We start from the raw sequence: 19,769 nt of genomic DNA, 5'->3' as shown, positions 1-19,769 counted from the left end.
CGGTGACGCCGGCCCGTGGGACTTCACGTCACGCCGTTCGGCCGGCCCGGTGGAGTGCGGCGAGCTGCTTCAGATGGAGCGCGCTCTGCTTCGGCGTCCGGGTCTGGGTTTCGTAGTCGACCCGGACGATGCCGAAGCGCTTGACGTAGCCGTAGGCCCATTCGAAGTTGTCCATCAACGACCAGGCCAGGTAGCCGCGGATGTCGGCGCCCTGCGCGATCGCGTCGGCTACGGCGCCCAGGTGGGACGTGAAGTACGCCGTCCGGCCGGTGTCGTCGACGTACCCGTTCTCGTCGGCCACGTCGTCGAAGGCGGAGCCGTTCTCGGTGATGACCATCGGCAGGCCGGGATAGTCGCGGGCGATGCTGAGCAGCAGGTCGGTGAATCCCTCGGGGACGATCTCCCAGTCCATCGCGGTGCGCGGCCGGCCCAGCGGCACGTCGCGGCTCACCGGAAGTCCGTTGCCGTCGACGGTGCTGCCGTCCTCGGCGTACCCGGTGAACTTCTGGCTGAAGTAGTAGTTCACGCCGAGCACGTCGATCGGCGCCGCGATGATCTCCAGGTCGCCGTCCTCGATCGGCAGCTCGACCCCTTCGCGGGCGAGGTCCGCGACCACGTCGGCCGGGTAGTGCCCGTGGACGAGCGGGTCGAGGTAGATCCGCCGGCCCATCCCGTCCGCCCGCCGCGCCGCGTCGACGTCCGGTGCCGCGTCCGAGGCCGGGTACGCCGTCGCGACGTTGAGCGTGATCCCGATGTCGAGCTTGCGCGGCGCGGCCGCGCGCATCTGCTGGGTCGCGAGCCCGTGGCCGAGCAGCAGGTGGTGGACCGCGGCGATCGCGGCCGGGTACTCGCGCCGGCCCGGGGCGTGCAGGCCGTAGGCGTAGCCGAGCATCGCCGAGCACCACGGCTCGTTCAGCGTGGTCCAGGTGTTCACCCGGTCCTGCAACGCGTCGAACACCAGCATCGCGTACTCGGCGAACCGGTACGCCGTGTCGCGCACCGGCCAGCCGCCCGCGTCCTCGAGCTCCTGCGGCAGGTCCCAGTGGTACAGCGTCACCCACGGGTCGATGCCCTGGGCAAGCAACTCGTCGACCAGCCGGTCGTAGAAGCCGATCCCGGCCGCGTTCACCGGGCCCTTGCCGCGCGGCTGGACCCGGGGCCAGGCCACCGAGAAGCGGTACGTGTCGAGGCCGAGGTCCTTGATCAGGGCCACGTCCGCCGGCATCCGGTGGTAGTGGTCGCAGGCGATGTCGCCGGTGTCGCCGTTGTCGATCGCTCCCGGAACCCGGCAGAACGTGTCCCAGATCGACGGCGTCCGGCCGTCCGCGCTCACCGCGCCCTCGATCTGGTACGCCGAGGTTGCGACACCCCACCGGAAGCCGGACGGGAACCCTCCGACGAGGGTCTCAGGAGTAGTGCTCATCATCGCCTTTCTAGGCTGTGCGGCCGGGGAGCCAGCACGCGACAGATCGGTTGGGGTCCTTGCGGGCCGACGGGATCTCCAGGACCGGGATCTCCGCCGAGCAGCGCTCGAACGCTTGGGGGCATCTCGGGTGGAACGAGCAGCCTGAGGGCATACCGCGCAGATCGGGTGGCGAACCAGGGATCCCGGACAGCTCGCGCCGTTCGCCGCGCAGGGCGGGGAACGACTTGAGCAGGCCTTCGCTGTAGGGGTGCAGGCTGTCGGTGTAGAGCTCCTTGGAGCGGGCTTCCTCGACGATGCGCCCGCCGTACATGATCGCGATCCGGTCCGAGAACTCGACCAGCAGCGACAGGTCGTGGGTGATGAACAGCACCGAGAACCCGAGCCGCTCGCGCAGTTCGACCAGCTGCGCGAGGATCTGCCGCTGCATCACCACGTCGAGCGCGGTGGTCGGCTCGTCCATGATCACCACCTGCGGCTCGAGGACGAGCGCCATCCCGATCATCACCCGCTGCCGCATCCCGCCGGACAGCTGGTGCGGGTACGCGTCCATCCGGTCCGCGGAAATCCCGACGAGTTTGAGCATTTCCTGAGCCCGCGCGATCCGGGCCTGCGGGGACAGTTGCGGCTCGTGCGCCTTGATCACGTCGAGCATCTGGGTGGAGACCTTGTGCACCGGGTTCAGCGAGTTCATCGCGCCCTGGAACACGATCGACGTCTCCGCCCAGCGGAATTTCCGCAGTTCCGCGTCGGTCAGCGCCATCACGTCGTACGGATCGCCCGACGGCGGGTGGTAGACCACCGACCCGCCGCTGATCACGCCGGGCGGCGGCAGCAGCCGGGTCACGCCGTAGGCCAGCGTCGACTTCCCGCTGCCGCTCTCGCCGGCCAGGCCGAGGACCTCGCCGCGGTGCAGGGTCAGGTTGACGTCGCGGACCGCCTGTACGGCTTCGTCGCCGAGGCCGTAGTCGACGTGGAAGTTCTTGATCTCCAGCACCGGCGTCTTCACGCGACCTCCTCTTCACGGCGGCGTACGACGGGTGTCACCGGCGCCTGTTTCGACGACAGCACCGGCGTGAAGCCGACCCGCATCCGCACTGAGTGGCCGTCCTTGGTCTTCACCCGGGTGCGGCCGCTGCTGCGCAGTCGTGGGCTGACGAACTCGTCGATACCGAAGTTGATCAGCGACAGCGCCGTGCCGAGGACCGCGATCGCCAGACCGGCCGGGACGAACCACCACCAGGCACCCTGGGCCAGCGCCTGCTGGCTCTGCGCCCAGAACAGGATGGTTCCCCAGTTCCACTCGGAGATCGTGGAGATCCCGATGAACGCCAGCGTGATCTCGGACATCACCGCGAAGATGACCGTGCCGACGAAACCGGACGCGATGATCGCGGTCAGGTTCGGCATGATCTCGAAGGTGATGATCCGCCAGGTGCTCTCACCGGTGGCCCGCGCGGCTTCGACGTAGTCGCGGCGGCGCAAGGACAGCGTTTGCGCCCGTAGCACCCGGGCGCCCCAGGCCCAGGACGTCAAACCGATGACCAAGGCAACCATCAGGTCGCCGGCCGAGGGGATCGTGGACGCGACGATGATGATCAGCGGGAGCGCCGGAATCACCAGGAAAACGTTGGACAGCGCGGACAGGCTGTCGTCCGCGGCGCCGCCGAGGAAGCCCGCGCTGACGCCGATCAGGATCGACAGCGCGGTCGCGACGAGGCCGGCCAGCAGCCCGACGAACATCACGCCGCGGGTGCCGACGAGCACCTGGCTGAAGATGTCCTGCCCGAGGTGCGTGGTGCCGAACCAGTGCTTGCCGGACGGCGCCTGGATCAGGTCGCTGCTGCGGGCGGACGGGTCGTACGGCGCGACCCACGGGCCGATGATCGCGATCAGGCAGAAGAACGCGAGCACGACCAGGCCGGTCGCGGCCTTCGGGTTCGCGACGAACCGCAGCCGGCGGCGTTTCGCGGGCGCCGCCGCGACCTCAGGGCCTTCAGGCGTGACCGCGGTGATGGTGGTGGCTGGTGCGGACATCGTCAGCCCTCCTTCCGGGTACGCGGATCGAGCAGGAGATAGGCGACGTCGGCCAGCAGGTTAGCGACCAGCACGGACAACGTGATGACCAGGAAGACGCCCTGCATCAGCGGGTAGTCCTTCGCGCCGACGGCCTGGAACAGGTTGTAGCCGATGCCCGGGTAGGAGAACACGATCTCCACCAGCAGCGTGCCGCCGACGATGAAGCCGAGCGACAGCGCGAAGCCGGAAACGTTCGGCAACAGGGCGTTCCGGGCCGCGTAGCTGACCATCACCCGGCGCTCGGGCAGGCCCTTGGCGTGCGCAACGGTGATGTAGTCCTCCGAGGACACCGTCACCATCATGTTCCGCATCGTCAGGATCCAGCCGCTGACCGAGGAGATCAGGATCGTGATCGCCGGCAGCAGGCTGTGCTGGATCGCGCTGCCGATGAACTCGCCGCTCCAGCCCGGCACCAGCCCGGGCTCGTAGCCGCCCGACGACGGGAAGAAGCTGTCTGGTCCGGCAAGCAGCGTGATCGCCAGCAGGCCGAGCCAGAAGTACGGGATCGACGACAGGAACGTCGTCACCGGCAACAACCCGTCCATCACCGACCCGCGCCGCCAGCCGGCTAGCACGCCGAGCGACGTACCGATCATGAAGCTGGCGAACGTGGTGATACCGACGAGAGCGATCGTCCACGGCAGGCTCTGCCGGAGGATCTCCGACACCGGCGTCGGGAAGAACGTGAACGACAACCCGAGGTCGCCGCGGAACACCTGGCCCCAGTAGTCGACGTACTGGCTCCAGAGCGACGCGTTCTTGTCCAGGCCGAACAGCACGTAGAGCGAGTTGATCGCGTCGGTGCTCATCTGGCCCTGGAACTTGTTGATCAGCGACGTCACCGGGTCGCCCGGGATCAGCCGCGGGATGAAGAAGTTGATGGTCAGCGCGGCCCACGCGGTGAAGACGTAGAAGGCCAGCCGCTGCAGGAGGAACTTCACTTGGCCGTCCCTTCTTCGTAGAGCCAGCACGCGGCCCAGTGACCGGCGACCGGCAGTTCGAAGCGGGGCGGCAGATCGGTCGAGCACTTGGGCATCGCGTGCACGCAGCGCGGGTTGAACCGGCAGCCGCTGGGCGGCGCGATCAGGCTCGGCGGCTCGCCGCCGGCCTGGTCCTCCGGTGTACCGAGCTGCCCGAGCCGGTCGGGGTCCGGGGCGCTGTCGATCAGCAGCCGCGTGTACGGGTGGGCCGGGTTCTGCGTGACGGTCTCGGAGTCGCCGCCCTCGACCATGCGGCCGGCGTACATCACCAGGGTCTCGTCGGCGAAGTACCGGGCCGAGGCGATGTCGTGGGTGATGTAGAGGATGGCGAGGTTGAGCCGTTCCTTCAGGTCCCGCAGCAGGTTCAGGACGCCGAGCCGGATCGACACGTCGAGCATCGACACCGGTTCGTCGGCGAGGAGCGCCTCGGGGTCCGCACCGAGGGCGCGGGCGATCGAGACGCGCTGGCGCTGACCGCCGGACAGCTCGTGCGGGAACTTGTCCAGGTAGCGCTCCGGGGGAGTGAGCTGGACCTGCACCAGGAGGTCGCGCAGGTTCTGCTCGAGATCGCCCTCGCGGCCGTGGATCCGCAGCGAGCGGGTCAGGTGGTACCGGACCGTGTGCGTCGGGTTCAGGGACGCGAACGGGTCCTGGAAGATCATCTGTACGCGGCGCGCGTAGGCGCGGAACTTCCGGCCGCCGTGCACGGTGATCGGCTCGCCGTGCAGCCGGATCTCACCGGAGGTGCGCCCGTACAACTGGGCCAGCAGCCGCGCGACGGTCGACTTGCCAGACCCGGACTCGCCGACCAGGGCGGTCACCCGGCCCCGGCGCAGCGTCAACCGGACGTCGTCGACGGCGTGCACGGCCTTGTGCTCGCGGGACAGCAGATCACGGATTCCCCGCCGTACCGGGAAATGCTTGGTGAGGCCCTCGGCCTCCAGAACAACCTCGGTCTCGGTGACCGTCATCAGTCTCTCCTCAAGGCGACGGCGCCAGGCCCGTGGGCCTGGCGCCGTGCACCGCTGTTACTGGCTGCCGGCCGGCTTCAGGTTCAGGATGATCTGCAGAGCGTTCTGCTGGGTCGGCTGCGCCGGCCCGTACTGGTTCTGCTCGTCGGGCCAGCCGACCCAGTTCTTGGTGCTGTAGAGACCGCCGACGTTGGACGCCGAGGTGGGGATGATCGGCATCTGCTCGACCATGATCTTCTGCAACGTGTTCAGCGCGGTGGTGCGGGTCGCGTCGTCCGCGGCGTTGGCGTACTGGTCCAGCGCCTTGGTCGCCTCCGGGCTGTTGAACCGGCCGTAGTTGCCGCTCACGCCGCCCTTGCCGACCGGCTTCAGGATCTTGCCGTCCATGATGTTCTGGTAGATGTCGTACGGCGTCGCGCCGCCGTTGGTCCAGTGCATCGCGGCGTCGAAGTTGCCCTCGTCGATGTTCTTGAACCACGCGTCCTGGTTGGCCTTGTCGACGGTGGCCTTGATCCCGATCGTGGACAGGTTGTCCTTGATGATCTCCAGGTCGGTGATGTAGTCGGACCAGCCGGCCGGGTCGGTCAGCGTGATCGTCACCGGCTTGCCGGACGGGTCCTTGAGCGCGTCGCCCTCAAGCTTGAAGCCGGCGTCGGTGAGCTCCTTCTTGGCCGCCTCGACGTCCACCTTGTGCTTGAGGTCCTTGTACTCCGGCGCGATGAAGGACTCACCGGCCGGGGTCGGGATGCCGGTCATCGACTCGACCTTCGGGTAGAAGTACCCGGCCTCGCCCTGCTGGAAGATGTCGTCGCGGTTGATCACCAGGTTCATCGCGCGCCGCAGGGCCGGGTTGTCGAACGGCTTGCGGGTGGTGTTGATCCACAGACCGTGGATCCCGAGGTTCGCCGGGAACCACAGCTTGTGGTTCTTCGGGTCCTTGTCCTGGTAGACGGCCTTCACGTTCGGGACGAAGACGAAGCTCCACTCCGAGGCGCCGTTGGCCAGCGCGGTGGTCTGCGCGTTGTTGTCGTTGTACGAGGTGTACCGCAGTTCCTTGACCTTGGGCAGGTCCTGCCAGTACGAGTCGCGCAGCGTCAGCGTGGTGGTCTGCGGGGTGAACGACTTCACCGTGTACGGACCGGTGCCGATCGGGCTCTTCAGGGTGTCCTGGCTCGGGTCCTTGATCGTCGACCACTGGTGCTTCGGGATCACGAACACGGTCAGGATCTTGTTCTGGTTGGTGAACTGCGACCGGGTGAAGGTCAGGTCGACCTTGTTGCCGGACGCGGTGATGGTGCCGTACGGGATCGCGTCGGAGTTCAGCGCCTCGTTGTCCTTGCGGATCTGGAACGAGTACGCCACGTCGTCGGCGGTCATCGGCTGACCGTCGGAGAACTTCACGCCGTCGCGGACCGTCAGCGACAGCTTGGTGTAGTTGGCGTCCCACTTCCACTCGGTCGCCAGCCAGGGCTTGCCGGGCTCGGTCGGCTTGATCCCGTTGATCATCACCAGCGGCTCGAAGATCATCCAGCGGTAGCCCAGCGAGGCGCCCGAGGAGGAGCCGAGGAACGGGTTGTGGTTCTCGGTCTGCGGACCGTTCGGCATCCCGACGTTGAGCACGGTCGCGCCCGTGCCCGATCCGCCGTTTCCAGAGCTGCCTGACTTCCCGTCCCCGCTACTACAAGCAGCCAGGGTGGCTGCCGCGAGCAGGCCCGCCAGGGCCAGCGCGACGCTACGTCGTGCTCGCATCGGTTCCTCCTGTGTTCCAGTTGACGGATGGCCCACCCTGAGCCGGTGGGCCAGTGCATCCTGGCGTGAGAACGCTCTCATCGGAAGAGCGAACGCCATATCGGTTCGGTGTCGAGGGGTGGTTCCGGCGGCGGAACAGGGGCAGCTGCCCCGCCGCCGGAGCTTCGACTACTCCGTTGCGTCCGAAGAAGCGGCGTACCGTTGTGTCACTTCTTCGGACGTAAGGAGTGGTGGGCGGGTTTTGGGGCGGTTGAGCTGCGGACGATCAGCGTCGTCGGCAGCACCTGCGGGGTCTCGGGCAGCGGCGTGCCGCCGAAGTACCCCATCAGCATCCGGGCCGCGGTCTGACCCATCTGGCGCATCGGCTGATGCACCGTGGTCAGCGGCGGTTCGGTGTGTTCGGCGTACGGGATGTCGTCGAACCCGACCACCGACACGTCGTTCGGCACGTTCCGCCCGGTCTCCCGGACGGCCTGGACGGCGCCGCCGGCGGAGAGGTCGTTGTGGGCGAAGATCGCGTCGAACTCGAGTCGCTCGCCGAGCGCGTGCTGGACACCGCGGCGTCCGCTCTCGTAGGTGAAGTCGCCTTCGAACACGAGTCTCGGGTCGAGCTCGAGGCCGGCCTCCGCATAGGTGTCGCGGAAACCGTCCAGGCGTTCGTGGGTGCAGCCGAAGCGCTCGACGCCGGTGATCACCAGCGGCCGGCGGCGACCGAGCTCCAACAGGTGCCGGGCGGCGGACTCGCCGCCGGCGTAGTTCGTGGTGGCGACGGACGGGAACTGCGGGCGCTTGTCGCGGTCGTCGATCAGGACCACCGGCAGGCCGCGCGCATGGAGTTGCTCGATGTAGGTGAGCGTGCCCTCGGGCTCGATCACCAGCAGGCCGTCGAACGACTGCGCCGAGACCTGGGACGCGAACTGCTGCATGGATTCCTCACCTCGGTTGAAGGTGAACAGCAGCAGGCCGTAGCCCTCGCTCTCGACCACGTCGACCGCGCCCTGCAGCACCTCGCCCATCCAGGGCCAGGTGAGTGACGGGACCAGCATTCCGACGATCCGGGTCCGGCCGCGGGCCAGGCCGACCGCGCGGGCGCTCGGCACGTACCCGAGCTCGGCGATCACCTGCCGGACGCGCTCGGCGGTCCGCAGGTCGAGCTCGCCCTTGCCGTTGAGGACGCGTGACACGGTCGTCTTGCTGACGCCGGCACGGGCCGCGACATCGGCGATGGTGATGGACACGCTGACTCCCCTCGGGCGGTAAGGGTGGCGCCTGGATGGGACGGAACCGGTTTCGGAAGCGGTTCCGTAGATCAAAGCCGAGACCGCAACGGGCCGTCAATCACGGAGTGGTAACGAATCGCGACTTAGTTCACGACTTGGAAGAAGCCACCTCTTCCGTCGGGTGGGACGGCATGATGAACTCGGGGACGAGCGGCCCACCTGGGGCCCCGCAGCGTGAGGTTGGGGTATGGAAGTTCGCCGGACCACGGTGCGGGACATGCGCCGGTCCAACCGCTCGGTGATCCTCACCAGCATCTACCGCGACGGTCCGCTGAGCCGCCAGGAGCTGACCGGCCGGACCTCGCTCAGTGCGGCGAGCGTGAGCAACCTGGTCGCTGAACTGATCGCCGAAGGCGTCGTCGAGGAGGCCGGTTCGGTCGAGTCCGAGGGTGGTCGGCCGCGGGTGCTGTTGCGGGTGGCACCGACCTTCCGGTACGTCGTGGGCGCCGAAGTGGGGGAGACCCGGGTCCGCGTCGAGCTGTTCGACCTGGCCATGAACGTGCTGGCCCGGGCCGACCACCCGATCAGTTCGCCGACGCCCGAAGAGGTCGTGAAGCACGTCCTGGAAGGGCTTTCGGCCGTCGTCGCGTCCTCGGGAGTGCGCCCGGAGCAGATCCTCGGCCTCGGGGTCGCGGTCTCGGGTGTCGTCGAGGACAACGCGATCGTCGACGCGCAGACGCTCGGCTGGGACGCCGTACCGCTCGCCGCGATGCTTGCCGAGGGCACCGACATACCGGTGCACGTGGACAACGGCGCGAACATGCTCGGCCAGGCCGAGATGTGGTTCGGCGCGGGCCGCGGCGCGACCGACGTGGTCGTGGCGCTGGTCGGCTCCGGTGCGGGCTCGGCCCTGGTGGCCGGCGGCTCCAGCTACCGTGGCGCCCGCAGCAGCGCGGGCGAGTGGGGTCACATGACGATCGTGTACGGCGGCCGCCAGTGCCGCTGCGGCGCCCTGGGCTGCCTCGAGACGTACGTCGGCGCGGAAGGCGTCCTGGACCGGTACCGGCAGGCCGGCGGCGTGGCCGACGGTGACGAGGAGACCGCGTTCGTCGAGCTCCTGGAGTCGGATTCGGAGCTCGCGGCAACGATCGTCGACGACACGATCGGCTACCTGGCCGCGGGTTTCGCGAACCTGGTCAACCTGGTGAACCCCGAGCGCATCGTGCTCGGCGGCTGGGCCGGCCTGCTGCTCGGCGAGAAGCACCTGGACGAGTTGCGCGCGGAGGTCGGCAAACACGCCCTCCGCCGCCCCTACGCCCAGGTCTCCATCGTCCTGTGCGAACTGGGCCGCGACGCCGTCGCGCTAGGCGCCGCGACCCTCCCCGTAGTACGCCTGCTCCGCGACGGCGGCGCAGTACGCGGCTGAGTGTGCACGGCGACAGGTAGTGCACCCGTGAGACGGCGTACGCAACAGCAGGTTCACGCTCAGGTGCACTACCGCGGTGACCGACACCTCCTGTCGAGCTTGTACGACGGCGGCCGTCCCGGCGCACCACCCCGATGCACAGCACCCCCACAGCCGGCCTGCGACCCCATTTCAGGGGTTCACCCTCGCCGGTGCCTCTTCACCTGCGGTGTGCGAGGGGTGAAGGGGCACTTTGCGTGGTGGACCCGCGAAATGGGGCCGCCGGGGTGGGCCGGGCGGTGGGTCGGGGGTCAGATGGTCCACTTCTGGTTGGCTGCGCCGGTGCAGGTCCAGGTCTGGAGGGGTGTGCTGTTCGCGGAATTGTTGCCGGTGACATCGAGGCACTTGTTCGCCTGCGGGTTCACCAGGTCGTGGCCGGCGGTGTAGGTCCATTTCTGCGCGCCGGATCCGTTGCAGGTCCAGAGCTGGACCTTGGCGCCGTCGGCGAGTGAGCCGGCGTTGACGTCGAGGCACTTGCCGAGCGCGCGGATCGTGCCGTCACCGGGGCGCGTCCACTTCTGCGCGTTCGTGCCGTTGCAGTCGTACAGCTGCACCGGCGTACCGTCGGCGGAGTTCGCGGCCGCGACGTCCATGCACTTGCCGGCCAGGCCGGTGATCTGCGAGCCGCCGCCGCCCGAGCTGCCGAGCGTGGAGACGCGGACGTAGTCGACGGTCATGGTCTGCGGGAACACCGTCGTACCGTCCGGGTAGCCCGGCCAGTAGCCGCCGACCGCGAGGTTCAGGATCATGAAGAACGGGTGGTTGAAGACCCAGGTGTTGCCGCCGAGGTCGGCCGGCGTACGGCGCTGGTACTGCACGCCGTCGACGTACCAGGTGATCGAGTCCGGGGCCCAGTCCACCGCGAAGGTGTGGAAGTCGTCGGCGAACGACCAGCCGTTCGGATGGTTGTACGCGGCACCGATCCCGCCGGCGCCGGAGTAGCCCGGGCCGTGGATCGTGCCGTGCGCGGTGGCCGGCTCCTTGCCGATGTTCTCCATGATGTCGATCTCGCCGTCGTTCGGCCAGTTGCCGCCGCCGAGCATCCAGAACGCGGGCCAGATCCCTTGCCCGCGGGGGATCTTGATGCGGGCCTCGAACCGCCCGTACGTCTGGGTGAAGGTCTGCGCGGTGAGCAACCGGGCCGACGTGTACTGGCACGGGCCGTAGTGGCACTGGTAGCCGCCGTTCTCCTGCCGGGCGGTGATCACCAGGTTGCCGTTGCCGTCCAGCGCGGAGTTGCGGGTGCTGTTGGTGTAGTACTCCATCTCGTTGTTGCCCCAGCCGCCGCCGCCGATGTCGTAGCGCCATTTGGCGGGGTCGGGGGCCTGGCCGGCCGGGCCGTCGAAGGTGTCCTCCCAGACCGTCGCCGCCGTGGCGGCGGCGGCCTGCTGGTGCCCGGTGGCCGCGGGCTGGAGGAGGGCGGTGCCGGCGAGTGCGGCACCGATCGCGAGGAACGCGAGCATGCGGGGACGCTTCATGAGTACCTCATTTCGGGGGCGTCTGAATGAGGGCAATGACTGGCCCGCAGCGTGCCGTGAGAACGCTCCCACGTCAAGCCCGCGACTAAATAAAAGATCTGAAAAAAGTCTCGGTTTCGCCGTTGACACCGATATGCACGAATGGTTACCTCTTGCTGACCACCTGTTGCGGCGCGGGCAGACGCCGGCAACTCGAACCGCCCCATACTCCTTTAAAACAAGGGAGAACCGCCCCATGCCCGCGAAACGGCTTTTGCCGGCCGCGGTCGCCGCGCTCTGCGCGGCCGCCGCCGGACTCGGCTTCGGAACCGCTCCACCCGCCGTCGGCTCGGTCGCCGCCGGCGAACAGGTCAACATCTGGCTGACCACCACCAACGACTCGGCCGGCCGCACCGTGACCCGCGGTCTGCAGCAGCAGACACCGGTGAACTTCGGACCGGCCGGCGGGACCGCGAACCAGACCGTCACGGTCAACGAGAACACCACGTACCAGTCCTTCGAGGGCGGCGGCGCCTCGTTCGCGGACAGCTCCGCCTGGCTGCTGAACAGCAGCAACGTGATCTCGGCCGCGACCCGCGACCAGGTGATGCGGGACCTGTTCGACCCGGTGAACGGGATCGGTCTCGCGTTCGTCCGGAACCCGATGGGCGCCTCCGACCTCGCCCGCTTCAACTACTCCTACGACGACACCTGCTGCGACCTGAACGACTTCAGCATCCAGCACGACCTCGCCGACGTCGTACCGCTGACCAAGCAGGCGCGGCAGCTCAACCCGGCGCTGAAGGTGATGGGCTCGCCGTGGAGCGCGCCGGCGTGGATGAAGGACAACAACGACTTCGTCCACCGCGGCTGGCTGAAGTGGGAGTACGCGCCGATGTACGCGCAGTACTTCGTCAAGTACCTGCAGCAGAACGAGGCGCAGGGCAACCACATCGACTACATCTCGGTGCAGAACGAGCCGACCTGCTGCGGCAGCGACAGCACCGGCTACGCATCGATGAACTGGAACGGCTCCGGCCTGCTCGAGTTCACCAAGAACAACCTGATGCCCGCGCTGCAGGCGGCCGGACTCACCACCAAGGTGCTGATCCTCGACTACAACTGGGGCAACTACAACGACCTCGGCTCGGTCCCGATCGCCGACGGCGCGCTGCGCAACCACCCGAACTTCGGCGGGATCGCCTGGCACGGGTACGGCGGTGACGTGAACCTGCAGACACAGGTGCACAACCAGTACCCGGGCGTGAACGCGTACATGACCGAGCACTCCGGCGGTACGTGGATCGCGAACCAGCAGGTCGAGGACATGAACAACCTGATCGACTACACCCGCAACTGGGACAAGTCGTGGGTCAAGTGGGGTATCGCGCTCGACGAGGACCACCTGCCGTACGTCGGCGCCGGCTGCAACGTCTGCACCGGGCTCGTGACGGTGCACCGCAACGACGGCCAGCGTGGTCAGGTCACCAAGACGGTCGAGTACTACACGATGGGCCACCTGACGAAGTTCGTGAAGCCGGGTGCGCTGCGGATCGACTCGACCGCGAACAGCTCGGTGAAGAACGTGGCCTGGAAGAACCCCGACGGCTCCAAGGCGCTGATCGCCTTCAACACCACGGGCAGCTCACAGTCCGTGCGGGTCAACTGGGGCTCGCAGTCCTTCGTCTACACGCTGCCGACCAAGACGTCGGCGACGTTCACCTGGTCGGGCTCGCAGAGCGGCGGCGGTGGTACGAGCGGGCAGATCACCGGCCTGGGCGGCAAGTGCGTCGACGTCGCCGGTGCGAACTCGGCCGACGGTACGGCGGTGCAGCTGTACGACTGCAACGGCACGACGGCCCAGCAGTGGTCCCGTCCTGGTGACGGCACGCTCCGCGCGCTCGGCAAGTGCCTGGACGTTTCGGGCGGCTCTGTGGCCAACGGCGCCAAGGTGCAGCTGTGGACGTGTAACGGCAGCGGGGCGCAGCAATGGAACTACACGAGCGGCAATGACCTGGTGAATCCCCAGGCGAACAAGTGTCTCGACGTCGCCAACAACACCTCCGCCAACGGCACCCCACTGCAGCTGTGGAGCTGCACCGGTGCGGCCAACCAGAAGTGGACCATCTCATGAAGCGATTACTCGCAGTGGGCGCGACGCTCGTCCTGGGACTGACTCTGGCTGCACCGGCTGTCACGGCTCAGGCAGCCACCGGTGCCGTCACCGGTCTGGCCGGCAAGTGCATGGACATCGCCGCGGCGAACAGCGCCGACGGTACGCAGGTTCAGCTGTACGACTGCAACGGTACGAGCGCGCAGCAGTGGACGCGCTCCAGTGACGGGACCCTGCGAGCACTGGGCAAGTGCCTGGACGTGTCCGGCGGTTCTGTGGCGAACGGCGCCAAGGTGCAGCTGTGGACGTGCAACGGCAGCGGCGCGCAGCAGTGGACGTACACGTCCGGGCGTGACCTCGTGAACCCGCAGGCGAACAAGTGCCTCGATGTCACCGGCAACAACTCCGCCAACGGTACGCCGCTGCAGCTGTGGAGCTGCACCGGTGCGGCGAACCAGAAGTGGAACGTCCCGGCGGCGGACGACGGACCGCCGCCGGCGGGCGGTGCGCCGATGGCGGCCGCGCCGTACCTCTACCAGGGCTGGGGTGACCCGCCGAACCCGGCGACCGTGATGAACGCGTCCGGCGTGAAGTGGTTCACGATGGCCTTCATCCTGTCGAACGGCTACTGCAACCCGCAGTGGGACGGTTCACGACCGCTGACCGGCGGCGTCGACCAGCAGGCGCTCAACACGATCCGCTCCAACGGCGGCGACGTGGTGGTCTCGGTCGGCGGCTGGTCCGGCAACAAGCTGGGACAGAGCTGCGGTACGGCGAGCGAGCTGGCGGCGGCGTACCAGAAGGTGATCAACGCGTTGTCGCTGAAGGCGATCGACGTGGACATCGAGGACCAGGAGTTCTCCCAGGCCGCCGTCCGGCAGAAGGTCGTCGACGCGCTGAAGATCGTCGAGCAGAACAACCCGGGGATCGCGACGTACCTGACCTTCGGGACCACGACGTCCGGGCCGGACGGCAACGGTCAGGACCTGATCCGGCGCGGCGCGACGTCCGGGCTGAACCTGGACGGCTGGGTGATCATGCCGTTCGACTTCGGCGGCGGGTCGACCAACATGGGCACCCTGACCCGGCAGGCGGCCGACGGGCTGAAGAACCAGGTGAAGGCGGCGTACGGGCTGAGCGACGACGCGGCGTACCGCAAGATCGGCATCTCCTCGATGAACGGCATCACCGACGTCGCGGGTGAGCGCGTCAACCTGTCCGACTTCGAGTCGATGCTGTCGTACGCGTCCGAGCATCACCTGGCCCGCTTCACGTTCTGGTCGGTCAACCGCGACCGCCCGTGCACCGGCGGCAGCGCCGACAGCTGCTCCGGCATCTCCCAGAACCCCTGGGACTTCACCAAGGTCATCGGCCGCTACCGCGGCTGACCCGGGCGATCCGGACACTGCCCACCTGGAGATCTTCCAGGTGGGCAGTTCCATTTGACCCTCCGGTAACCGGAGGGTGGAAGCTTGGGGCATGACGGCGACGGTGACGGTGGGGGAGTTCTCCCGCCTGACGCATCTGAGTGTGAAGACCCTGCACCACTACCACGACATCGGCCTGCTCGCCCCGGTCACGATCGACGCGTCGTCGGGCTACCGGCGCTACGGGACGGACCAGGTCGACACCGCGCTGCTGATCCGGCGGCTGCGGAAGCTGCGGATGCCGCTCCCGGATGTCCGGGCGGTGGTCGAGGCGTCCGACGGGCCGGCGCGCGAGGAGACGCTGCGTGCTCATCTCGAGCGGATGGAGCGGGAGCTCGCGCACACCCGCGAGGTCGTCACGTCACTGCGCCAGCTGCTCACACCCGGTCGACCGATCCTCGACGTGCAGTACCGGTTCATCCCGCCGTTCCGTGCGTACGGCGTGTCCGGGCACGTGGTGCGGGAGGAGATCGGGCCGTGGTGCGAGTTCGCCTTCGGCCGGCTCGACGCCGTCGGCGCCGACATCCGGGCGACGCCGGGAGCGACGTACTCCGACGAGTTCTTCACCGAGGACGCCGGCCAGGTGACCGCGTTCTTGCCGGTCGCGCTCGACCAGCCGCCGGCCGACGGGGTGGACCTCGTCGACCTCCCCGGCGGGTACTTCGCGATCGCCGTGCACGCCGGTCACATGACCGACTTCGACCGGACGTACGGCGCGCTCGGCAGCCACGTCGCAGAGTACTGCGAGATCGCGCCCGGCCCGATCCGTGAGCTGTATCCCATCGGCCCGGGGGACGTCCCCGATCCGGCCGACTACCGAACCGAGGTCTGCTGGCCGATCCAGCGGATCCCAGTACTGAAAGGCTGAGCATGTCCATTTCTCTTGAGAGCATCGCCTTCGACTGTGCCGACGCGGCCGCGCTGGCCGGCTTCTGGGCCGGTGTGTTCTCGACCGACGTCGATGCGGACGGCAACGAATTCTTCGCGACCGTGAACCGGGAGGCGTCCGGGCCGACGCTGATGTTCCTCCAGGTCCCGGAGCCGCGCAACGGCAAGAACCGCCTGCACGTCGACCTGGCCGCGACGGACTGGGCCGCCGAGGTCGACCGCCTCGTCGGCCTGGGCGCCAAACGCGTCGACGAGCACAACGAGTACGGCACGCACTGGATCACGCTCGCCGACCCGGAGGGCAACGTCTTCGACGTCGCCGAGCACTAGGCCCTGGTCCGGGGGATTGCCAGGTCGTCGCCCGGGGAGGAGGGTGAGAGGTGTCCGGCGGCGCCGCCGGGGCGCTGCCCTGAGCGTAAGGGGGGTGGATCGTGTACGCGCGTTCCACCACGATCAATGCCGCGCCGGCGTCGGTCGATGCCGGCATCGCGCAGGTGCGCGACGAAGTGATGCCGATGCTGCTCGACCTGGACGGCTGTATCGGCCTGTCGATGATCGTCGACCGGGAGTCCGGTCGATGCATCGCGACCAGTGCCTGGCAGTCGGAGGAGGCGATGCGGGCCTCCGACGAAGCGCTCCGGCCGGTCCGCGACCGGATCGCGGAGACCATGGGCGGGTCGGGTCCGCAGGTGCAGGAGTGGGAGATCGCCGTACTGCACCGTGACCACCGTTCGTCCGCCGGCGCGTGCGTCCGGGCGACCTGGGTGAAGATCGACCCCGCGACGATGGACCGGGCGATCGACGTCTACAAGCTGGCCTCACTGCCGCGGCTCGAGGACCTGGCCGGGTTCTGCAGCGCGAGCCTGCTCGTCGATCGGGCCTCGGGCCATGGGGTGTCCTCGGTGACGTACGACAGTCAGGAGGCGATGGACAGTAACCGGGAGGCCGCCGCCTCGATGCGTGCCTCGACCTCCAAGGACGCCGGCGCGGAAGTCTTGGACGTCCGCGAGTTCGAGCTCGCCATCGCGCACTTACGGGTGCCCGAGATGACCTGACAGCTCAGGGAGCGTGACCGAAGGTGGCGGCGAACGCCTCCCGGAACAGGTCCGCCAGGTCTGGCTCGCCGTCGTCGGCGGCCCAGCGCAGCAAGGCGGTGTGAGTCACTCCGAGTACGGCGCTCGCGGCCGCGCGGGCGCCGTACTCCTGGCTGGGGCCGATCGCGTTCACGAACGCTTCCTGCAGGCGGAACTGGCTGTCCAGGTGGCGGGCCTGGAGCGCCGGGGTCGAGATCATCAGCCGGAGGCGTGCGAGCAGCAGGTCGTGCTCGGTGGTGGCCACCAGGTCGAGGATGGTCACGACGGTGCGGCCGATGCGGTCGGTGAGTGAACCGGTGGCCGGGAGTTCCGCGATCGTGGCCGCGGTCAACTGGTCGAAGTCGTCGTACAGGACCAGGTCTTCCTTGGTGGGGAAGTTCCGGTAGACCGTCATCGCCGAGACGCCGGCCGCGTCGGCGACGTCGTTCACCGTGGTCGCGTCGTACCCGCGGTCGGTGAACAGGCGCAGCGCCTGCCGCTGGATGCGTTGCCGGGTGTCGGCACGCTGGCGGTCCCTCAAGCTCATGTGGTAGATACTAACAACATGATAGTTTCTAACATGAATGACAGGGTGGCGTTGGTGACCGGGGCCTCGCGCGGCATCGGGCGGGCGATCGCGGAGCGGCTGGCCGCGGCGGGAGCCGAGGTGGCTGTGCACTACCACCAGGACAAGGCCGGTGCGGAGGAGACGCTGGAGCGGATCGGCGGGCGCGGGTTCGTGATCGGCGCCGAGCTCGGCGTGCCGGGGGATACCGACGCCGTCGTCGATCAGTTGACCGTGGGGCTGGCGGGCCGGCGGTTGGACGTGCTCGTGAACAACGCGGCGGCACCGCCCGCGGGTCCGATCGGTACGGACACGGAGGCGGCTTTCGACCGGTTGATGGCAGTGAACGTGCGCGCGCCGTACTTCTTGATCCAGCGCTTGCTGCCGGTGCTGTCGGACGAGGGCCGGATCGTGTCGATCTCGTCGGTCGCGACCCGGATGGCGAACCCGGTTCAGACGTCGTTCGCGATGACCAAGGGTGCGCTCGAGACGATGACGCGCACGTTGGCGCAGCAGTTGGGCGCGCGGGGGATCACGGTCAATGCCGTCGCGCCCGGTGCGACGCGGACCGAGGCGAACGGGGCGTTCTTCGAGGCGCCGGGGCTGACGGAGTTGATCGTCGCCCAGACGGCGCTCGGCCGGCTGGGCGGTGGTGACGATGTCGCCGAGGTGGTCGCGTTCCTCGCCGCACCCGCGGCGCGATGGATCACCGGGCAGGTCGTGGACGCTTCCGGCGGGCTACACCTCGGCGTCGGCTGATTCGCTGTCGAGGTAGAGCTGTACGTCGGGGTGGGTGCGCAGCGCCGTACCGGGGTGGTCCGGGCCGATCGGCTGCGTGAGGGTGTCGTGGACGGCCTGGCGCTTGACTGCTCCGGGGACGGATCCGATCAGCGCGCGGGCGTTCAGCAGACGGGGGATGGTGACGGTGATCGCGTGGGTCGGTACGTCGTCCAGGCCGGGGAAATTGCCCTCGTCGACCTGCTGCCTGCGGCTGGTCTCGTCCAGTGCGACCAGCCGGACCGCCTCGGCGGCGCTGAAGTCGGCGGGCGGGTCGTTGAACGCCAGATGCCCGTTGACGCCGAGGCCGAACAGGACGAGGTCGAACGGCTCGTCGCCCATCAGCTTCGCGTAGGCGTCCGGGCCGTCCTCGGGATCCAGTGGGCGGAACGTTGCCTGCGGCACCTTGTCGAGGAAGTTCCGGCGCAGCCAGTTCCGGAACGACTGCGGCGCGGCGGGATCCAGCCCGACGTACTCGTCCATGTGGAAGCACTCGACCCGGCTCCAGTCGAGGCCCGGTTCGGCGGCGAGCGCGGTCAGCGTCGCGGTCTGGCTGGGGGCGGCGGCGAGCATGATCCGGGCCCGTCCGTCAGCCGCGATCGCCTTCAGGATCTCCCCGGCGGCGGCGGTCGCGGCAGCGCGGCCGAGCTCCTCGCGGCTCGGATGCGTGCTGATGCGCGGAGCGTGCTCGACTGTCATGGACCCTCCCGGCGGCGTGTGTGCTGGGGAAAGCCTCGCACAACCGGGGGTTTTCCCCCGGTCGGTACGGTGGAAGACCAAACCCGAAGACGGCGGCTGCCTCCAATGTGTGGACAGTGTCCACGGACATAGCGTCGTCCGCATGCTGACGACGACGAATCAGGTGATGATGGCCGCGCTGCAGGCGACGCAGGAACCGACCGGTGGGGTGGCCGGGTGGGCGATCGATCTCATGGAGCGGCTGGGTCCGGCCGGAGCGGGGGTCGCGGTCGCGCTGGAGAACCTGTTCCCGCCGTTGCCGAGCGAGGTGATCCTGCCGCTGGCCGGGTTCGCGGCGGCGCGCGGTGACTTCGGGCTGGTCGCCGCGATTGTCTGCACCACGCTCGGGTCGGTCGTGGGCGCGCTCGCGCTGTACGGCGTGGGTGCGGTGCTGGGCCGCGACCGGATGCGGGCGCTCGCCGGGAAGCTGCCGCTGGTCAAGGTGAAGGATGTCGACAAGGCGGAGGAGTGGTTCCTGCGGCATGGTGCCAAGGCGGTGCTGATCGGGCGGCTGGTTCCGGTGGTGCGCAGCCTGATCTCGGTGCCGGCCGGCGTGGAGCGGATGCGGGTCGCGCTGTTCCTGCCGCTGACTGCGATCGGCAGCCTGGTGTGGAACTCGTTGCTGATCCTGGCCGGGTATCAGCTCGGCGAGCGGTGGCATCTGGTGGAGTCGTCGGTCGGCGTGTTCCAGAAGCTGGTGATCGTGGCCGCGGTGGCGGCGGTCGGGTGGTTCGTCGTCGTGCAGCTCCGGGCCAGGCGTTCGAATAGTGAGAAAGTCCAGTAGACGGCTCGACTTTGTCTACTCTCGAGACTGTTGCTGCACAGTTGCCGCCGAGGGTTCCGG

18 protein-coding genes are annotated in these 19,769 nt (G+C 68.5%); 8 read left to right on the top strand and 10 right to left on the bottom strand.

Annotated features, from left to right (window positions below):
* Nucleotides 1-28: 28 nt before the first annotated feature.
* The 7 genes from ACWEOO_RS38025 to ACWEOO_RS37995 form a co-directional block, all read right to left on the bottom strand.
* Nucleotides 29-1,423 (bottom strand): GH1 family beta-glucosidase, encoded by a 1,395-nt coding sequence (locus ACWEOO_RS38025; RefSeq protein WP_359925455.1) that lies wholly within the window; start codon nucleotides 1,421-1,423, stop codon nucleotides 29-31.
* A 10-nt stretch (nucleotides 1,424-1,433) separates the two neighbouring features.
* A complete protein-coding gene (locus ACWEOO_RS38020; RefSeq protein WP_452147167.1) occupies nucleotides 1,434-2,432 on the bottom strand; it encodes an ABC transporter ATP-binding protein in 999 nt (332 codons plus the stop codon).
* A complete protein-coding gene (locus ACWEOO_RS38015; RefSeq protein WP_452147166.1) occupies nucleotides 2,429-3,460 on the bottom strand; it encodes an ABC transporter permease in 1,032 nt (343 codons plus the stop codon). The genes ACWEOO_RS38020 and ACWEOO_RS38015 overlap by 4 nt, the downstream gene beginning before the upstream one ends.
* 2 nt (nucleotides 3,461-3,462) lie before the next feature.
* Complete coding sequence (locus ACWEOO_RS38010; RefSeq protein ID WP_359925446.1) at nucleotides 3,463-4,443, bottom strand: ABC transporter permease; 981 nt, start codon at nucleotides 4,441-4,443, stop codon at nucleotides 3,463-3,465.
* Complete coding sequence (locus tag ACWEOO_RS38005) at nucleotides 4,440-5,453, bottom strand: ABC transporter ATP-binding protein (RefSeq protein ID WP_452147165.1); 1,014 nt, start codon at nucleotides 5,451-5,453, stop codon at nucleotides 4,440-4,442. The genes ACWEOO_RS38010 and ACWEOO_RS38005 overlap by 4 nt, the downstream gene beginning before the upstream one ends.
* Before the next feature lie 57 nt (nucleotides 5,454-5,510).
* Nucleotides 5,511-7,202 (bottom strand): ABC transporter substrate-binding protein, encoded by a 1,692-nt coding sequence (locus ACWEOO_RS38000; RefSeq protein WP_359925441.1) that lies wholly within the window; start codon nucleotides 7,200-7,202, stop codon nucleotides 5,511-5,513.
* Nucleotides 7,203-7,408: 206 nt separating this feature from the next.
* Nucleotides 7,409-8,440, bottom strand: coding sequence for a LacI family DNA-binding transcriptional regulator (locus ACWEOO_RS37995; RefSeq protein ID WP_452147164.1), 1,032 nt, complete (start codon nucleotides 8,438-8,440; stop codon nucleotides 7,409-7,411).
* 229 nt (nucleotides 8,441-8,669) lie between these two features.
* On the opposite strand from ACWEOO_RS37995, the gene ACWEOO_RS37990 reads away from it, so the two are divergent.
* Complete coding sequence (locus ACWEOO_RS37990) at nucleotides 8,670-9,848, top strand: ROK family protein (protein WP_452147163.1); 1,179 nt, start codon at nucleotides 8,670-8,672, stop codon at nucleotides 9,846-9,848.
* 290 nt (nucleotides 9,849-10,138) lie between these two features.
* On the opposite strand, the gene ACWEOO_RS37985 is transcribed toward ACWEOO_RS37990, so the two are convergent.
* Nucleotides 10,139-11,365 (bottom strand): ricin-type beta-trefoil lectin domain protein, encoded by a 1,227-nt coding sequence (locus ACWEOO_RS37985; protein WP_452147162.1) that lies wholly within the window; start codon nucleotides 11,363-11,365, stop codon nucleotides 10,139-10,141.
* Between the two features lie 235 nt (nucleotides 11,366-11,600).
* Here ACWEOO_RS37985 and ACWEOO_RS37980 point away from each other — a divergent pair, with 235 nt between their 5' ends.
* The 5 genes from ACWEOO_RS37980 to ACWEOO_RS37960 all read left to right on the top strand — a co-directional run bounded on the left by ACWEOO_RS37980 (nucleotide 11,601) and on the right by ACWEOO_RS37960 (nucleotide 16,827).
* Nucleotides 11,601-13,478, top strand: a complete 1,878-nt coding sequence (locus ACWEOO_RS37980; protein WP_452147161.1) for a ricin-type beta-trefoil lectin domain protein — start codon at nucleotides 11,601-11,603, stop codon at nucleotides 13,476-13,478.
* Nucleotides 13,475-14,845 carry a ricin-type beta-trefoil lectin domain protein gene (locus ACWEOO_RS37975; RefSeq protein ID WP_452147160.1) on the top strand — a complete coding sequence of 457 codons (1,371 nt, stop codon included), beginning with the start codon at nucleotides 13,475-13,477 and terminating at the stop codon, nucleotides 14,843-14,845. The genes ACWEOO_RS37980 and ACWEOO_RS37975 overlap by 4 nt, the downstream gene beginning before the upstream one ends.
* Nucleotides 14,846-14,936: 91 nt before the next feature.
* Nucleotides 14,937-15,752 (top strand): MerR family transcriptional regulator, encoded by an 816-nt coding sequence (locus ACWEOO_RS37970; protein WP_452147159.1) that lies wholly within the window; start codon nucleotides 14,937-14,939, stop codon nucleotides 15,750-15,752.
* Nucleotides 15,753-15,754: 2 nt separating this feature from the next.
* A complete protein-coding gene (locus ACWEOO_RS37965; protein ID WP_359925422.1) occupies nucleotides 15,755-16,102 on the top strand; it encodes a VOC family protein in 348 nt (115 codons plus the stop codon).
* Between the two features lie 101 nt (nucleotides 16,103-16,203).
* A complete protein-coding gene (locus tag ACWEOO_RS37960; RefSeq protein ID WP_452147158.1) occupies nucleotides 16,204-16,827 on the top strand; it encodes a hypothetical protein in 624 nt (207 codons plus the stop codon).
* Between the two features lie 4 nt (nucleotides 16,828-16,831).
* Here the strand turns inward: ACWEOO_RS37960 and ACWEOO_RS37955 are convergent, their stop codons facing one another.
* Complete coding sequence (locus ACWEOO_RS37955; RefSeq protein ID WP_452147157.1) at nucleotides 16,832-17,392, bottom strand: TetR/AcrR family transcriptional regulator; 561 nt, start codon at nucleotides 17,390-17,392, stop codon at nucleotides 16,832-16,834.
* 33 nt (nucleotides 17,393-17,425) lie between these two features.
* Between ACWEOO_RS37955 and ACWEOO_RS37950 the strand changes: the two genes are divergently transcribed.
* A complete protein-coding gene (locus ACWEOO_RS37950; protein WP_452147156.1) occupies nucleotides 17,426-18,169 on the top strand; it encodes an SDR family NAD(P)-dependent oxidoreductase in 744 nt (247 codons plus the stop codon).
* Here ACWEOO_RS37950 and ACWEOO_RS37945 read toward each other — a convergent pair.
* On the bottom strand, nucleotides 18,149-18,886 hold the full coding sequence (locus ACWEOO_RS37945; RefSeq protein WP_452147155.1) for a 6-phosphogluconolactonase: 738 nt from the start codon (nucleotides 18,884-18,886) through the stop codon (nucleotides 18,149-18,151). The genes ACWEOO_RS37950 and ACWEOO_RS37945 overlap by 21 nt on opposite strands.
* Nucleotides 18,887-19,028: 142 nt before the next feature.
* Between ACWEOO_RS37945 and ACWEOO_RS37940 the strand changes: the two genes are divergently transcribed.
* Nucleotides 19,029-19,709, top strand: a complete 681-nt coding sequence (locus tag ACWEOO_RS37940; protein ID WP_452147154.1) for a DedA family protein — start codon at nucleotides 19,029-19,031, stop codon at nucleotides 19,707-19,709.
* Nucleotides 19,710-19,769 lie beyond the last annotated feature (60 nt).

The sequence above is a fragment of the Kribbella sp. NPDC004138 genome (assembly GCF_053603655.1).
Note: the sequence above shows the minus strand (reverse complement) of the source record. Positions and strands in the feature narration are given on the sequence as shown.

Bases quoted from the DNA above. Each gene is read 5' to 3' on its own strand.
- ACWEOO_RS37980 (WP_452147161.1), top strand. From the start codon at position 11,601: ATGCCCGCGAAACGGCTTTTGCCGGCCGCGGTCGCCGCGCTCTGCGCG.
- ACWEOO_RS37990 (WP_452147163.1), top strand. From the start codon at position 8,670: ATGGAAGTTCGCCGGACCACGGTGCGGGACATGCGCCGGTCCAACCGC.
- ACWEOO_RS37985 (WP_452147162.1), bottom strand. From the start codon at position 11,365: ATGAAGCGTCCCCGCATGCTCGCGTTCCTCGCGATCGGTGCCGCACTC.
- ACWEOO_RS37945 (WP_452147155.1), bottom strand. From the start codon at position 18,886: ATGACAGTCGAGCACGCTCCGCGCATCAGCACGCATCCGAGCCGCGAG.
- ACWEOO_RS37940 (WP_452147154.1), top strand. From the start codon at position 19,029: ATGCTGACGACGACGAATCAGGTGATGATGGCCGCGCTGCAGGCGACG.
- ACWEOO_RS38025 (WP_359925455.1), bottom strand. From the start codon at position 1,423: ATGAGCACTACTCCTGAGACCCTCGTCGGAGGGTTCCCGTCCGGCTTC.
- ACWEOO_RS38000 (WP_359925441.1), bottom strand. From the start codon at position 7,202: ATGCGAGCACGACGTAGCGTCGCGCTGGCCCTGGCGGGCCTGCTCGCG.
- ACWEOO_RS37950 (WP_452147156.1), top strand. From the start codon at position 17,426: ATGAATGACAGGGTGGCGTTGGTGACCGGGGCCTCGCGCGGCATCGGG.
- ACWEOO_RS37975 (WP_452147160.1), top strand. From the start codon at position 13,475: ATGAAGCGATTACTCGCAGTGGGCGCGACGCTCGTCCTGGGACTGACT.
- ACWEOO_RS37955 (WP_452147157.1), bottom strand. From the start codon at position 17,392: ATGAGCTTGAGGGACCGCCAGCGTGCCGACACCCGGCAACGCATCCAG.
- ACWEOO_RS37970 (WP_452147159.1), top strand. From the start codon at position 14,937: ATGACGGCGACGGTGACGGTGGGGGAGTTCTCCCGCCTGACGCATCTG.
- ACWEOO_RS38015 (WP_452147166.1), bottom strand. From the start codon at position 3,460: ATGTCCGCACCAGCCACCACCATCACCGCGGTCACGCCTGAAGGCCCT.
- ACWEOO_RS37965 (WP_359925422.1), top strand. From the start codon at position 15,755: ATGTCCATTTCTCTTGAGAGCATCGCCTTCGACTGTGCCGACGCGGCC.
- ACWEOO_RS38005 (WP_452147165.1), bottom strand. From the start codon at position 5,453: ATGACGGTCACCGAGACCGAGGTTGTTCTGGAGGCCGAGGGCCTCACC.